This is a genomic window from Ruegeria arenilitoris (genome assembly GCF_013030985.1).
GTDB lineage: Bacteria > Pseudomonadota > Alphaproteobacteria > Rhodobacterales > Rhodobacteraceae > Ruegeria > Ruegeria arenilitoris_B.
Genome location: NZ_WPYP01000006.1, coordinates 229,687 through 243,526, shown reverse-complemented (window position 1 = coordinate 243,526; position 13,840 = coordinate 229,687). Strand labels below are relative to the sequence as shown.

Sequence of the window (13,840 nt, the reverse complement as noted above, 5' to 3'; positions counted from 1 at the left end):
AAGGGGATTTCGCCTCTCCCGGAAACTTATCTGCATAGTTATCCACAGAAACCGTGGATTTGTTTTCTCTTGATCTGGGGCCCTCAAGATTGCAGCCATGGTCAGGGAATCATATCTCAGGCCCATGACGATCCAGAACGAATCGAATCCGGACATTCAGCCCACCGGCTATGCTTGTATCCAGCGTTACGTGAAAACGCTGGACAGCTCGCCCGGTGTGTATCGGATGCTAGATTCCGACAGCCGAGTTCTTTACGTGGGCAAGGCGCGGAACCTGAAGGCGCGGGTGTCGAACTATACGCGCCCGGGCCATTCCGGGCGGATCGAGAAGATGATCGCCTCGACCGCTTCGATGATGTTCCTGACCACGCGGACCGAGACCGAGGCGCTGCTTCTGGAGCAGAACCTGATCAAGCAGCTCAAGCCCAAGTACAACGTGCTGTTGCGGGACGATAAGAGTTTTCCGAATATTCTTGTCGCCAAGGATCATGCGTTCCCGCAGATCAAGAAGCATCGTGGGGCGAAGAAAGAGAAGGGCGCCTATTTCGGTCCCTTCGCCAGCGCAGGTGCTGTGAACCGGACGCTGAACCAGCTGCAAAAGGCGTTCCTGCTGCGCAACTGCTCGGATTCCATGTTCGACAGCCGCACACGGCCCTGTCTACTTTACCAAATCAAACGCTGTTCCGGTCCATGTGTCGGGCTGATTTCCGAGGATGATTACCGCGAAAGCGTCAGGGATGCGAAACGGTTCCTGTCGGGGCGTTCAACCAAGGTGCAGGAGGAGCTGGCCGAGCAGATGATGGCCGCCTCCGAGGCAATGGAGTTCGAACGTGCCGCCGGTCTGCGCGACCGTATTCGGGCGCTGACGCAGGTGCAGACCTCGCAAGGCATCAACCCGCGCGGCGTGGCCGAGGCGGATGTGATCGGCCTTTACATGGACAGCGGGCAGGCCTGTGTGCAGGTGTTTTTCATCCGCGCGAACCAGAACTGGGGGAACAAGGATTTCTACCCTCGGGTTGGGGCCGATGTGTCCCCGGCTGAGGTTATGGAGGCGTTCCTTGGCCAGTTTTACGACAACAAGGAACCGCCGCGTCAGTTGATCCTGTCGGATGGGATCGAGAACGCCGATCTGATGCAGGAGGCTCTGTCTGAAAAGGCGGGCCGCAAGGTGGAAATCCTAGTTCCTCAACGCGGCGAGAAACAGGAACTGGTTGCCGGAGCCCTGCGCAATGCGCGCGAGTCGCTGGCCCGCCGCATGTCGGAAAGCGCAACGCAGGCCAAGCTGCTGCGCGGTGTGGCCGAGGCGTTTGACCTGGAAAACCCGCCGGGCCGGATCGAGGTCTACGACAACTCTCATATTCAGGGCACAAATGCGGTGGGCGGCATGATCGTCGCGGGCCCCGAGGGGTTCATGAAGAACGCCTATCGCAAGTTCAACATTCGCGGGGATGATCTGACACCGGGTGACGACTTCGGGATGATGAAAGAAGTTCTGACCCGCCGCTTCACGCGCTTGCAGAAAGAAGACCCGGATCGCGAAAAGGGCATGTGGCCCGACCTTCTGCTGATCGACGGCGGCGCCGGACAGGTGAGTGCGGTGCATGAGATCATGGTTGAACATGGTGTCGAAGACATCCCGATGGTCGGCGTTGCCAAAGGTGTCGACCGCGACCACGGCAAGGAAGAGTTCCACCGCATCGGTCAGCGCGCCTTTGCGTTGAAACGCAACGATCCCGTGCTGTATTTCATCCAGCGCCTGCGGGACGAGGCGCACCGGTTCGCCATTGGCACGCACCGTGCGAAACGGGCCAAGGCCGTGGGGGCGACCCCGCTGGACGAAATCCCCGGCGTCGGGGCGGCGCGCAAACGGGCCTTGCTGACCCATTTCGGCAGCGCCAAGGCGGTCAGCCGCGCCAATCTGGCGGACTTGAAAGCCGTGGATGGAATCTCAGCCGGGTTGGCGCAAAAGGTCTATGACTTCTTTCACGACAAGGGCTAGGCCTTTCGTCCGCGCCACAGGATATACAGCCCCGAGGCCACGATCAGCGCGCTTCCGATCCACATGGTCTGATCCAGCTGCTCGCCAAACATCACCACGCCCAAGCCGACACCAAACAGCAACCGGGAATAGCGGAACGGGGTGACGGCCGAGACTTCTCCGGTCCGCATGGCTTTCATCAGCGCGGCGTAAGCTGCCGTGCCCATCAGGATCGCGCCACCCACATGCAGGCTTGTGTGTAGGTCCAGCGACGCCATCGGCGCGCCCTCCCAGAACCGATAGGCCAGACCCGCGACCACGATGCAGAGAAAGCCATAGAACCCCAGTACCTCGGTCCCAAGCGTTGCAGGTGCAGCACGGCTGGCCAGATCCCGCCCGGCAAAGCCCAACATGCCCAGCACTGCAAGGATGGACAGGGCCGAGAAACTGTCTCCGGTCGGTTGGATGATGATCACCACGCCGATCAGACCGATCAGAATGGCGCTCCAGCGTCGCCAGCCGACCGCCTCGCCAAAGAACAACGCCGCGCCCGCGACGACGACCAGTGGCGTGGCTTGCAAGATCACCGTGGCGGCGGACAGGGGCGTCAGCGTGATCGCCAGCACATAGAACAGCCGCCCCAGAATCTCGAACAGCACCCGCACTTTCATCGGGCGCGACAGCACGTCTCGGTGAAACAGGTTGGTGCCACGCAACAGCGCCACCGCTGCAAAGATCACCGTTCCACCCGCCCCGAACAGGATCAGAATCTGCCAGATCGGCAACGCGGCGGACGCGCCCTTCAACAGCGCATCCTCCAGCGCGAAAAGCGCCATGCCGGCGATCATCCAGGCGCTGCCGATCAGGTTGGATCGGGGGTCGGTTTGAATATGTGCGGTCATGCTGTGCGGTCGCTCCTGAGCCGTCCGCCAATCTGACCGCAAAGACGCCGCGCGCCAAGCTGTATCTGACTGAGAGTTCCCGGTTGCGACCCTTTGCCTTTTGGCCCCGCAACTGCCTGTGATCGGGCCAGTTTTTTGCCAGCCCGTCTTTTCTGTCCCGGACCGGCGATGTAGGGTCGGTCCATGAAGTGGAACCTGCCCAATATCCTGACGGTGCTGCGCCTTGTTGCGGCTCCCGGTCTGGCCGTGATGTTTCTGTATTTTACTCGACCCTATGCGGACTGGTTCGCGCTGATCCTGTTTTTGACAGCGGCAATAACCGACTGGTTCGACGGCTACCTGGCCCGTGCCTGGAAACAGGAAACCAAGATCGGCGCGATGATGGACCCGATTGCCGACAAGGCAATGGTGGTGATCGCGCTGATGATCCTTGTGGGCTATTCGACCGAACATTGGACGCCGTGGCTGGTGCTGCCTGCCACTGTGATTCTGTTCCGCGAGGTTTTCGTCTCGGGCCTGCGTGAATATCTTGGCGATACGGCGGGCACGCTGAAGGTGACCAAGCTGGCCAAGTGGAAGACGACCGCGCAGATGATTGCCATCGCGGTTTTGTTCTCGCAGGGGATCTTCGAGCATAATTTTGTCATGGCCACCTTTGGGATGGACCCTACGGTCATTGATCAGGTTCTGACTGGGCAGGTCGAGGACTTCAACCACATCCGCTGGCATCTGGAAGGGATGTTCTGGTCGGGCCGCATCGGATTGTGGCTGTTGTGGATCGCTGCGACGCTGACATTGATCACCGGCTATGACTACCTACGTAAAGCCATGCCCCATCTGAAGGAGAGCTAACCGATGGACGTTCTGTATTTCGCCTGGGTGCGCGAACGCATCGGCCTGCCGAAAGAGAAGGTCGAAACACAGGCCGCGACGGTCTCCGATCTGGTGGCCGAACTCAGCGCGCGTGAAGACCGTTATGCGGCAGCCTTTGCCGATCTGTCCGCGCTGCGGGTGGCGTTGGATCAGGAACTGTCGGACTTTGACGCCTCGCTGGCCGGTGTGCGCGAGGTCGCGTTCTTCCCGCCGATGACCGGTGGCTAAGATGCGCATCGCAGTTCAGGAAGAAGCGTTTGACCTGGGGGCCGAGGCCAACGCATTCGCGGCGGGCAACGCGGCCAACGGCGCGATTGTGACGTTTACCGGCGTCGTGCGCGATCTGGCATCCGGCGATCTGGATGTGATGGAGATCGAGCATTACCCCGGCATGACCGAACGCGCCCTGACCGAGATCGCCGAAGAGGCGCAATCACGCTGGTCGCTGGGGGATGTGCTGGTGATCCACCGCCACGGGCGTTTGGCCCCGGGGGATCGGATCATGATGGTGGCCACGGCCGCGCCGCACCGCAAGGACGCCTTCGAGGCGGCAGAATACCTGATGGACTACCTGAAATCCCGCGCGCCGTTCTGGAAGAAAGAAATCACCAAAACCGGTGAAGAATGGGTTGCCGCCAAAGATGAGGACGAAGACGCACTAACCCGCTGGTAAGGGTCGCTGGTTTGTTTAGTTAAAGTCAGGGCATCGTGCTATTTTTGGAGAGTATTTTTTGAAATTTTACAATCCTAAGAACCGATTGAAACTGGCTTGTTTCGAAGCGAGTCGCTCATGGTTTGTTCAAGAGAAAGCGGTGAGCGATCAGATTAGATCTGATGCTAACATTGACCTTGATAGCTTCGCGAGGTTTCTGAAAGTCTGGCAGCTTGCGCGTACTGTCAAAACGGACAATCGGGGCCCGGTTTTGGATGGTTTGGCCGAGTTAACCAAAAAATACAGCACCCGCGTAAACGTCGCGGACGGAGATTTTGTTAGTGAGCTAGAGGCGTTTCGCAAGATAAGGGGAACGACTGGGAAGCCGTGTTCGATGGTGTCCAAGTTTCTGTTTTGCGCGAATCCGTTGGAGTTTTCACCCTATGATCAATATGCGCGTCGGGCATTGAGCGCTTTAGGCGCCAAAATAGGCATTGCTGACTATTCTGCCTTCTTAGAGGCTTTTGAAAGTTTCCACGCGGTTGTCCGGCAGGAGATGAACAACACGCTGTCGCGCGAAGATTTCGCCTATGAAGATGTCGTATTTGAGTCCGACGAGTTGTTCAGTCGCAGAGTGACGGACAAATACCTTATGTTGCTGGGTGGGTTCGGCGATGGCCGAATGGTTGAAGCCATCAATAAAGTCAAAAGCAAATTTCCCGAAAGCACACTCAAGAATCACGTGTGTGTCTTTGAGGCACGCAATTAATCCGCGTTGTTGATGCGGCCGCGCAACTCTTCGGCTTCTTGCCGCGCGGCGCGCAAGCCGTCCATGGCGGCGGCGAGTTCGGCCTCGGCTTGGGTCAGCTGGTTGGTCAGCTCGGCCTCGCGCTGTTGCAGGTAAGTGATCGCCTGATCGCGGGTTTCTTCAGCCTCGTGCAATTCCTGGCTCATGCGGTCCAGATCGGCCACGTCGCTTTGGCGGACGCGGGACAGGCGGTGCGCCAGCCAGTTGGCGAACCAGCCCATGCAAAAGGCCGCGAACAGGATAATGGCGGTGGCGATGATGAATTCGATTCTGTTCAACTTACTGGTCCCCTGCATCCGCATCTGAGGCGGGTGTGTCCGTCTGTTCGGCCTCGATGGTCTCGGCCTCGATCGCGTCCAGCCCGGTCTCGGTGTTTTCCACCGGTTCGGGGCGGATCAGGCGGAACTCGATCCGGCGATTTTCCTCGCGGCCTTCTTCTGTGTCGTTGTCGGCGATTGGTTGCGATTCCCCATAGCCCATGGCGGTATAGCTGGCAGTGGGCACGCGGCGCCCGCGCAGCTCGTTCAGGATGGATTGTGCCCGCGCCTGGCTGAGCTGTTGATTCATCTCTTCGCGGCCCTGACTGTCGGTATGGCCCTGAATCTCCAGCCGGATCGGGCCACATTCGCGCAGGATGTCGGCAATCTGGTTCACCGTATCGCGCGAGTCGGCGGCGACGGTGGCCGAACCGGGCTCGAAGGCGATCTTGGTGCCGGCCTGAACTTCGGCGATGCGTTCCTCGCACATCTCAGGGTCGGGCAGCTTGTCGGCGGGCTCGGGCGGTTCCTGATAGGTGATGGACAGGGTGAATTCCTGTGCATCGCCCAGTTTCTCGGACAGCAACCCTGCAATTTGGGCCCGCGTGTCGGGGTCGTGGCTGATGCCGTTCAGGACCAGATCGTCCGGTGTGACGGTCAGCGCACCGTTATGCAGTTGAGCCAGCGCCTCAAGTCCGGTCAGAACGCGCACCGGCCATCCCATCGGCAGCCCTTCGGGCGCGATGCGTGTTGCAGTGTGAACCTGTTCCGAGCCAAAGGCGGCTCGGGCATAGCTGTCGACCATGTCGCGCTGGGTGTCGTCGCCCAGACGCCCGCGAATCTGCACCAGCCCTTCGGGACTGCGCGTGGCAGTGAATTCGGGCGGTCCTTCCTCGCCCTCAACTTCCGGTTCCGGCAGGATGGCATGCAGGGCAAAGACCGGGGGCAGGGCGTTCTCAAGCTCGCCCACCACGCGGTCGAACACCGCGGCATCGGTGCCTTCTGCAGCGGCCAGTGTGATATCCGCATCCGACATGGTCACTGACCCACCGCCCAGATTGGACAGCGCGTTGATGCTCAGAACAGCAGCCTCGGACCAGCGGGGCGAAGGCACGCCCAGACCGATAGTGCAGCTATAGGTGCCTGCCAGGCCCGCCTCTTGCGCGGCGGTGATGATCGCGTCCCGGGCCTTTTCGTCCTGGGCCGAGCAGGCATCGAACTGGCCACCATCTGCGTCGATCAGAAAGCGCAGGGTAAAGGGTGTGATCACCGGGCGCGGGGCCGAGATCGACAGGCCGATCCGAAGGCTCGGGGGGGCTGTACGGGTCAGGTCCTGTTCCAGCTTTTCCTTTTCCTGTTGGCTGTCGGCAATCGCTGTGATCTTGACCAGGCCGGGGCTGGCCGAGATTTTGGCACGCGGCAGGCGCTTCAAAGCATCAACGGCATAGGCGATTGCGGCGTCCCACCCTTTGGGCTTGGGATAATCTGCGGTTTCCATCAGGTCCGATACCGGGGCGCCGCCGTCCAGATCACTCAGCCGTTCCATCAACGCTTCGCGGTTTTCGCTGGCCGGGATCAGGCCGATCACCGAAATGCCGCTGTCGTTGCGCAGGATCTCGGCAGAAAACCGGGGCGCGGCCAGCTCGGTTGTGGGTGCGACCTCCATTTCGTCGATCACGCGCGAGGTATCTACTTCGGTGCCCGCCGCCGTCAGTGCGTTAAACCGCGTGGCCTCATCCGTGGCTGTGCCCGTTAGAACGACGCGCAAACCGTCGGAATGCACTTCGGCCCAGTCATGCCCTTTCAGGTCCAGCGCCCGGCGTACGGCGAACTCGGACGTCTCTTCGACCTTGGTCACCGCAAAGCTGGCGGCCAGCAGGCACAGGCCCGCCGAGACGAGGAAGATAAGGGCAACGGCAAAGAAATAGGGCAAACGCATGTGCGGCTTATCGACTCCTCAAGCGATTGTGCGAACTCTTACAGAGCCGCGCGGTCAGGTGCAATCAGAGCAGCAGCGCAATGCAGAAGAAGATCAGCGGAATAAGGCCAGTGTCCCGGTTGGCGCGAAACAGTTGCAGCAGTTTCGCGTTGTCCTCGATATCCAGCCCGCGCAATTGCCACGCCATATGCCAGCCCATTGCCCACGGCCCGCCCAGGGCAACGGCCAGAGCCAGCACCGATGCCTGCGCCTGCGCCCCGTCGATGATGGCCAGCCCCATCAGAAAGACCGTTGCCACAAGGAAGTATTTCAGCCAGCGCGCAGTATCGGTGCCAAACAGCCGGGCGGTGGATTTGATGCCGATCAGTTCGTCATCCTCGGCGTCCTGGTGGGCATAGATCGTGTCATAGAACAGCGTCCAGGCGATCCCGGCCAGATAGAGCGTGATCGCGGGAACGCCGACCGTGCCCGTATGCGCCGCCCAAGCCAGCAGGATGCCCCAGTTGAAGGCCAGCCCCAGAAACACCTGTGGCCACCATGTGAATCGCTTGGCAAAGGGGTAGATCGTCACCGGCAACAGCGACAGCACGCCCATGGCGATGGCGGCCTGGTTGAAGCTCAGCAAAATCCCCAGTGCCATCAGGCATTGCAGCCCCATCCAGATCACCGCCTGACGCACGCTGACCTGACCTGAGGGAATCGGGCGCGACCGGGTGCGTTCCACCTGTCCGTCGTACTTGCGGTCGGTGATGTCATTCCACGTACACCCCGCGCCGCGCATCAGGAAGGCGCCGATGGCGCAGCCGACGGCGATCCACAAATCCTCCCACCTCGGGGTGCCATCGCTGAGGATGGCCAGCGCCAGGCCCCACCAGCAGGGAATCAGCAGCAGCCACGTGCCGATGGGCCGGTCCGCGCGGCTGAGGCGCAGGTAGGGGCGGGCGAAAGCGGGCGCGTGTGTGTCGACCCAGTTGCCACTGACCGCATCTGCGACCTGACCGTCTGGTGTTGGGGCGTTGCCTTGCATATGTAACGTCTCATGAGTGCAAAGATCAGACTGTATGTAGAGCACCCTCTGGGTCAGGGGCAATCGGTAGATTTGACGCGCGAGCAGGCACATTACCTGTTCGGTGTCATGCGTCTGGCCGTGGGCGGGCAGGTGGCCCTGTTCAACGGCAAGGACGGAGAATGGCTGGCCGAGGTGGCCGAGGCGGGCAAACGCGGCGGTGTTCTGAGCTGTGTGGAACAGACCAAACCTCTGCAACTGCCGCCCGACCTGTGGTTCCTGTTCGCGCCGATCAAAAAGGCACGCACCGATTTCATCGTTGAAAAAGCGGCAGAAATGGGCGCTGCGCGGATCATGCCGGTGCAGACCGAATTCACCAATTCCGAACGCATCAGGCAGGATCGCCTGCAGGCCCACGCTGTCGAGGCCGCCGAGCAATGCGGCGGCACCTTCGTGCCCGAGGTCGCCGATCTGCAACGGCTGGACCGCGTTCTGGACGCGTGGCCCGAAGGCCGCCAACTGATGTTCTGCAACGAGGCCGAGGTCGGCTCGGCCCTGCGTCTGGCAGCAAACGAAAAGGGTCTGCCCTGGGCGATTCTGATCGGCCCCGAGGGCGGTTTCTCGGACCGAGAGCGCGCACGACTGACGGCGCTGCCCTATGCACATGTGGTCAGCCTTGGTCCGCGTATCCTGCGCGCGGATACGGCGGCAGTGGCATCGCTGACCATGTGGCAGCAGGCGCTGGGGGATTGGTCTTGAATTGGAGACTCGCGACGGATGCGGATCTGCCAAAGATCGATACGTTCCTGTCGCAGCACATCCAGACCTCGATGTTCCCACTGGCCAATCTGCGCGATTTCGGCTTGCGCGGCGATGATCCGCGATCCCTGAACATCTGGGTGTTGGGCGATGGCCCGCGCGCCATTTTTGCCATCACCAACGAAGGCATGGTGCTGGCGCAATGCCCCGATTGCTCGGATGCCGAGCTTGCCGCAGCAATTGCCCTGATCCGGGGTCACAAGCTGTTTGGAGTCGCATCCGAGGCGACACAGGCCCGCCGGATCATGCAGCTGGCGGGCTGGGAAGACAGACCCGCCACCCTGAACAGCGATGAGCCTGGCTTTACCCTGCAATTGGATGACCTTGTCCTGCCGGACATGTCCGGGGCAACGTTAGTTCCGTTGGGTGATGTTGACCGTTCCATTCCCGAAACCTGGCGCGAAAGTTATCTTGTCGAAGCGATGGATTTCGCCCCCGAACGCGCGCGGGTGCAGGCAAAAAAGGACATTGCAGCCTATGTGCAGCGCAACTCGCACCGGGTTCTGCTGATCGACGATCAGCCCGTTGCCATGACCGGGTTCAACGCCCGCCTGCCCGAGGTCGTACAGATCGGAGGGGTCTATACTCCGCCCGACCTTCGCGGGCGCGGTTATGCCCGGCTGGCCGTCGCGTTGCATCTGATCGAGGCGCGCAACGGCGGGGCGTCCCGCGCGGTTCTGTTCGCGGCTTCTGATTCCGCGGCGCGTGCCTATATGGGTATTGGATTCAAACCCGCAGGGCAGTTTTCGCTGATCCTGTTCACAAACCCCGAGGACCCGGCATGAGTTTCATCCGACCCGAAGCCAAACTGACTCTGTGGCGCTGGCGCGAGGTGCTGGTGGCCGGGCTTGTGCTGCTCGTCGGCCTCAGCTGGATCAGCGGCCCCGGCGGGTTGCTGGGATGGATGGGCTGGGTGTTGGTGGTCGTATCGGTGGCGTTGGCCGTGATCGGCATTCAGCGTGCCCGCTTCCGCACCGGTGTTGGTGGCCCCGGCGTGGTGACCATCGACGAAGGTCAGATCACCTATCTGGGTCCATTGGACGGTGGCATGGTTGCTACGCGGGAAATCGAACGTCTGGCGCTGGACCCGACCGCGTCGCCTGCGCATTGGGTATTGGAACAACCGGGTCAACCATTGCTTCACATTCCTGTGAATGCCGAAGGGGCCGAAGCTTTGTTCGATGTCTTCTCGGCCCTGCCGGGGCTGAAAACCGAACAGATGCTGGCGGAACTGAACGGGGGCGCGGCCCATCCTGTGGTGATCTGGGAACGGACGCCCTCCCGCCCGGCACATCTTAGGCTGCATTGACACTGGCGCGGTTTGCCCCCACGACTGACCAACTAGACAGACACATCAGGATCGGAGCGCGATTCATGTCCATCCCCCAGTCCGGCGGCGGGCCGATCGAACGCCATGAGCAACTGGCCGAATATCTGGAATCTGGCTGCAAGCCTAAGCAGGATTGGCGTATCGGGACCGAGCACGAGAAGTTCGGCTATTGCAAAGACACCCTGAAACCGCTGCCGTTTGAAGGAACGCGATCCATTGTGGCCGTTCTGGAAGGCTTGCGTGACCGCCACGGCTGGGCCGAAGTGCGCGAAGGTGACAAGCTGATCGGTCTGGAAAAGGACGGCGCCAATGTCAGCCTTGAACCGGGCGGCGCGCTGGAACTGTCGGGGGCTCCGCTGGAGACGATCCACGAGACCTGCGATGAGGTGAACACCCACCTGCGCGAGGTGAAGGATATCGCCGACGAGATTGGCGTTGGCTTCATCGGTCTGGGCGCGGCCCCGATCTGGACCCATGACGAGATGCCGTTGATGCCCAAGGGCCGCTATCGGCTGATGAACGACTATATGGAGAAGGTCGGCACCATGGGCCGCGCCATGATGCGGCGCACCTGCACCGTTCAGGTCAATATCGACTTCGGGTCCGAGGCTGACATGGTGCAAAAACTGCGCGTGGCACTGGCCCTTCAGCCGGTGGCGACGGCGCTGTTTGCGAACTCTCCGTTCTTTGAGGGCAAGGTGAACGGCCAGAAAAGCTGGCGCAGCTATATCTGGCGGCATCTGGACGATGCGCGTACCGGGATGCTGCCTTTCGTGTTCGAGGAAGGCTTTGGGTTCGAGCGTTACGTGCAATACGCGCTCGATGTGCCGATGTATTTCGTTTATCGCGACGGCCAGTACATCGACGCGCTGGGCATGTCCTTCCGCGACTTTCTGCAAGGCAAACTGCCCGCGCTGCCGGGTGAGACGCCGACCCTGTCCGACTGGGCCGACCACCTGACCACCGCCTTCCCCGAGGCGCGGATCAAGAAATTCATGGAGATGCGTGGCGCTGATGGCGGCCCGTGGCGTCGCCTGTGCGCGCTGCCCGCCTTCTGGGTTGGCCTGACCTACGACCAAGGCGCGCTGGATGCGGCCTGGGATCTGGTCAAAGGCTGGGATGCGGAAACGCGCGAAGCCCTGCGCATCGAAGCCGCGAAAGACGGGCTGCAGGCGCAGGTCGGCACCATCAACATGCACGATCTGGCGCGTGAAGTGGTTGCGATCTCAGAAGCTGGCCTGAAATCCCGCGCCTTCCCCGGTGCCGGGGGTCTGGTGCCCGATGAAACGCATTTCCTGAACGCGCTGAAAGACAGCCTTGAGACCGGCAAAGTTCCGGCCGATGAGTTGCTGGAACACTACAATGGCGACTGGAATGGCGATCTGACACGGGTGTTCCCGGAATACAGCTACTGATCCGTTCAGTCCGGCTTGCATTCGCGGGGCTGGCCCGATAGCAGGTTCCCGACCAAATTCAGAGGGCGTCATGGACGATCTTAAGGCAAAATATCTGGGCCAAATCGCCGAGGCTGGCGACGAAAACGCGCTTGAGGCGATCCGCGTCGCCGCCGTGGGCAAAAAAGGCGAGGTCGCGCTGAAGATGCGCGAGCTGGGCAAGATGACCCCCGAGGAACGCCAGGTCGCAGGCCCCGCGCTGAACGCCCTGAAGGATGAGATCAACTCGGCGCTCTCTGCCAAGAAATCCGCGTTGGCCGATGCCGCACTGGATGAGCGTCTGCGCACCGAATGGCTGGACGTCACCCTGCCGACCCGCGCGCGCCGTCAGGGCTCGATCCACCCGATCAGCCAGGCGACCGAAGAACTGACTGCGATTTTTGCCGAACTGGGTTTCTCGGTGGCCGAAGGGCCGCGGATCGAAGACGACTGGTACAACTTCGATGCCCTGAACATCCCTGGCCACCACCCCGCACGGGCCGAGATGGACACATTCTACATGCACCGCGCCGAGGGCGACAATCGCCCGCCGCACGTGCTGCGGACGCACACCTCGCCGGTGCAAATCCGCTCGATGGAGAAACAGGGCGCGCCGATCCGCGTCATTTGTCCCGGCGGCGTCTACCGCGCCGACTATGACCAAACCCACACGCCGATGTTCCATCAGGTCGAGGGGCTGGCCATCGACAAGGACATCTCGATGGCGAACCTGAAATGGGTTCTGGAAGAGTTTGTGAAGGCGTTTTTCGAGGTCGACGATGTCGAACTGCGCTTCCGCGCCTCGCATTTCCCCTTCACCGAGCCGTCGGCCGAGGTCGATATCCGCTGTTCGTGGGATAACGGTCAGCTGAAGATCGGCGAGGGCAACGACTGGATGGAGATTCTGGGCTCGGGCATGGTCCACCCCAAGGTGATCGCCGCCGGTGGCATCGACCCCGAGGTCTATCAGGGCTTTGCCTTTGGCATCGGCATCGACCGTCTGGCGATGCTGAAATACGGTATTCCGGATTTGCGGGCCTTCTTTGACAGCGACCTGCGCTGGCTACGGCACTACGGGTTCGCAGCGCTGGATATGCCGAACCTGCATGGTGGTTTGTCGCGGTGAACCAAAACTCGTTGAGGTATGCCGCTCAACTGGTTTTCGGGCTTGTTCTTGGTACAACCCCAAGCCTGTCCACAGCAGAGCAAGTCGAAAAAGACCGCCTATGTTCCGAGCTTTGGCAGGACACAGTTGCGGAGATCCGAAGTGCGTTCCCCGACGGGTTTTCATCGAACCAAGTTGTCTTTTTTGCCGGGAGTGATGGCAGGACTTTTGACTGCCTAAATGTCAATGCTCTCTCTAGCGTTCTTGAAGAATCAGAGCATTGGTCGCAGCAAATCGCACCGCACGCTGATGAAATGGCGAGAGAGTCAGGTGAGATTTCTGTCAACTTCTGTAACCTAAGTCGCCAAAGAATAGGCGGGTTTCAAGTCGTTGCAGTACACTTACCTTATGAAGCAGGGGAGCTGACTTCTTCAACATGCCAGAAGAGGCTCCGTGACCTCCCGAACCGTATTAAAGACAGCTTCAAGTAAGTTGGACGTGGTGCCCGTCCACGCTATGGATTCATAGTTTGTAGCGCGGAGCACAGGCCGTAGGCCGCCGCGCTATCGCCAAACCGCCCGCACGGGCTGGCGATTTGTCTCCGCAGGCACTCCGTTTGAACGATGCATGGGCTTGGCCAAGATAAACTGCCCACTACAACCCGAGGATCGCCACCCCGCGGTCTGGAGACAGCGCGGCTTGTTACATGCCCCCACGGGGTTGTTAAGTGACAGCGGG

The 13,840-nt window shown here is 60.9% G+C and carries 14 protein-coding genes; 10 read left to right on the top strand and 4 right to left on the bottom strand.

Going from position 1 to position 13,840, the window contains the following annotated elements; all coding sequences use genetic code 11:
* The first annotated feature begins 124 nt into the window (after positions 1-124).
* The gene (uvrC, locus tag GOX88_RS14125) at positions 125-1,999 is read left to right on the top strand and encodes an excinuclease ABC subunit UvrC (RefSeq protein ID WP_170402959.1); all 1,875 of its coding nucleotides are present in this window, start codon (positions 125-127) and stop codon (positions 1,997-1,999) included.
* On the opposite strand, the gene GOX88_RS14120 is transcribed toward uvrC, so the two are convergent.
* Positions 1,996-2,880 carry a DMT family transporter gene (locus GOX88_RS14120; RefSeq protein ID WP_170402957.1) on the bottom strand — a complete coding sequence of 295 codons (885 nt, stop codon included), beginning with the start codon at positions 2,878-2,880 and terminating at the stop codon, positions 1,996-1,998. The genes uvrC and GOX88_RS14120 overlap by 4 nt on opposite strands.
* Before the next feature lie 183 nt (positions 2,881-3,063).
* Here GOX88_RS14120 and pgsA point away from each other — a divergent pair, with 183 nt between their 5' ends.
* The 4 genes from pgsA (at position 3,064) to GOX88_RS14100 (ending at position 5,174) form a co-directional block, all read left to right on the top strand.
* Positions 3,064-3,732 (top strand): CDP-diacylglycerol--glycerol-3-phosphate 3-phosphatidyltransferase, encoded by a 669-nt coding sequence (gene pgsA / locus GOX88_RS14115; protein ID WP_170402954.1) that lies wholly within the window; start codon positions 3,064-3,066, stop codon positions 3,730-3,732.
* Positions 3,733-3,735: 3 nt separating this feature from the next.
* Complete coding sequence (moaD, locus tag GOX88_RS14110) at positions 3,736-3,981, top strand: molybdopterin converting factor subunit 1 (RefSeq protein WP_010443581.1); 246 nt, start codon at positions 3,736-3,738, stop codon at positions 3,979-3,981.
* Between the two features lies 1 nt (position 3,982).
* Positions 3,983-4,426 (top strand): molybdenum cofactor biosynthesis protein MoaE, encoded by a 444-nt coding sequence (locus GOX88_RS14105; protein WP_170402950.1) that lies wholly within the window; start codon positions 3,983-3,985, stop codon positions 4,424-4,426.
* A 139-nt stretch (positions 4,427-4,565) separates the two neighbouring features.
* A complete protein-coding gene (locus GOX88_RS14100) occupies positions 4,566-5,174 on the top strand; it encodes a hypothetical protein (protein WP_170430568.1) in 609 nt (202 codons plus the stop codon).
* On the opposite strand, the gene GOX88_RS14095 is transcribed toward GOX88_RS14100, so the two are convergent.
* The 3 genes from GOX88_RS14095 to ubiA form a co-directional block, all read right to left on the bottom strand.
* Complete coding sequence (locus GOX88_RS14095; protein WP_170327275.1) at positions 5,171-5,491, bottom strand: hypothetical protein; 321 nt, start codon at positions 5,489-5,491, stop codon at positions 5,171-5,173. The genes GOX88_RS14100 and GOX88_RS14095 overlap by 4 nt on opposite strands.
* A 1-nt stretch (position 5,492) precedes the next feature.
* Entirely contained in the window at positions 5,493-7,409 is a 1,917-nt protein-coding gene (locus GOX88_RS14090; RefSeq protein WP_170402944.1) for an OmpA family protein, read from the bottom strand.
* A gap of 64 nt (positions 7,410-7,473) precedes the next feature.
* Positions 7,474-8,436 carry a 4-hydroxybenzoate octaprenyltransferase gene (ubiA, locus tag GOX88_RS14085; RefSeq protein ID WP_170402941.1) on the bottom strand — a complete coding sequence of 321 codons (963 nt, stop codon included), beginning with the start codon at positions 8,434-8,436 and terminating at the stop codon, positions 7,474-7,476.
* A 12-nt stretch (positions 8,437-8,448) separates the two neighbouring features.
* Here ubiA and GOX88_RS14080 point away from each other — a divergent pair, with 12 nt between their 5' ends.
* The 5 genes from GOX88_RS14080 to pheS all read left to right on the top strand — a co-directional run bounded on the left by GOX88_RS14080 (position 8,449) and on the right by pheS (position 13,123).
* On the top strand, positions 8,449-9,174 hold the full coding sequence (locus GOX88_RS14080; RefSeq protein WP_170327272.1) for a 16S rRNA (uracil(1498)-N(3))-methyltransferase: 726 nt from the start codon (positions 8,449-8,451) through the stop codon (positions 9,172-9,174).
* Positions 9,171-10,019: a GNAT family N-acetyltransferase gene (locus tag GOX88_RS14075; protein ID WP_254443334.1), complete on the top strand. Its 849-nt coding sequence runs from the start codon at positions 9,171-9,173 to the stop codon at positions 10,017-10,019. The genes GOX88_RS14080 and GOX88_RS14075 overlap by 4 nt, the downstream gene beginning before the upstream one ends.
* Positions 10,016-10,543 carry a hypothetical protein gene (locus tag GOX88_RS14070; RefSeq protein WP_170402938.1) on the top strand — a complete coding sequence of 176 codons (528 nt, stop codon included), beginning with the start codon at positions 10,016-10,018 and terminating at the stop codon, positions 10,541-10,543. Before GOX88_RS14075 ends, GOX88_RS14070 begins: the two co-directional genes overlap by 4 nt.
* A gap of 65 nt (positions 10,544-10,608) precedes the next feature.
* Entirely contained in the window at positions 10,609-11,979 is a 1,371-nt protein-coding gene (locus GOX88_RS14065) for a glutamate--cysteine ligase (RefSeq protein ID WP_170402936.1), read from the top strand.
* Between the two features lie 70 nt (positions 11,980-12,049).
* Positions 12,050-13,123 (top strand): phenylalanine--tRNA ligase subunit alpha, encoded by a 1,074-nt coding sequence (pheS, locus tag GOX88_RS14060; protein WP_170402934.1) that lies wholly within the window; start codon positions 12,050-12,052, stop codon positions 13,121-13,123.
* The last annotated feature ends 717 nt before the right edge of the window (positions 13,124-13,840 follow it).

Excerpts from the sequence above, each read along its gene's own strand:
- GOX88_RS14105 (WP_170402950.1), top strand. The coding sequence starts at position 3,983 with ATGCGCATCGCAGTTCAGGAAGAAGCGTTTGACCTGGGGGCCGAGGCC.
- GOX88_RS14090 (WP_170402944.1), bottom strand. The coding sequence starts at position 7,409 with ATGCGTTTGCCCTATTTCTTTGCCGTTGCCCTTATCTTCCTCGTCTCG.
- GOX88_RS14070 (WP_170402938.1), top strand. The coding sequence starts at position 10,016 with ATGAGTTTCATCCGACCCGAAGCCAAACTGACTCTGTGGCGCTGGCGC.
- uvrC (WP_170402959.1), top strand. The coding sequence starts at position 125 with ATGACGATCCAGAACGAATCGAATCCGGACATTCAGCCCACCGGCTAT.
- GOX88_RS14080 (WP_170327272.1), top strand. The coding sequence starts at position 8,449 with ATGAGTGCAAAGATCAGACTGTATGTAGAGCACCCTCTGGGTCAGGGG.
- moaD (WP_010443581.1), top strand. The coding sequence starts at position 3,736 with ATGGACGTTCTGTATTTCGCCTGGGTGCGCGAACGCATCGGCCTGCCG.
- ubiA (WP_170402941.1), bottom strand. The coding sequence starts at position 8,436 with ATGCAAGGCAACGCCCCAACACCAGACGGTCAGGTCGCAGATGCGGTC.
- pheS (WP_170402934.1), top strand. The coding sequence starts at position 12,050 with ATGGACGATCTTAAGGCAAAATATCTGGGCCAAATCGCCGAGGCTGGC.
- GOX88_RS14065 (WP_170402936.1), top strand. The coding sequence starts at position 10,609 with ATGTCCATCCCCCAGTCCGGCGGCGGGCCGATCGAACGCCATGAGCAA.
- GOX88_RS14120 (WP_170402957.1), bottom strand. The coding sequence starts at position 2,880 with ATGACCGCACATATTCAAACCGACCCCCGATCCAACCTGATCGGCAGC.
- pgsA (WP_170402954.1), top strand. The coding sequence starts at position 3,064 with ATGAAGTGGAACCTGCCCAATATCCTGACGGTGCTGCGCCTTGTTGCG.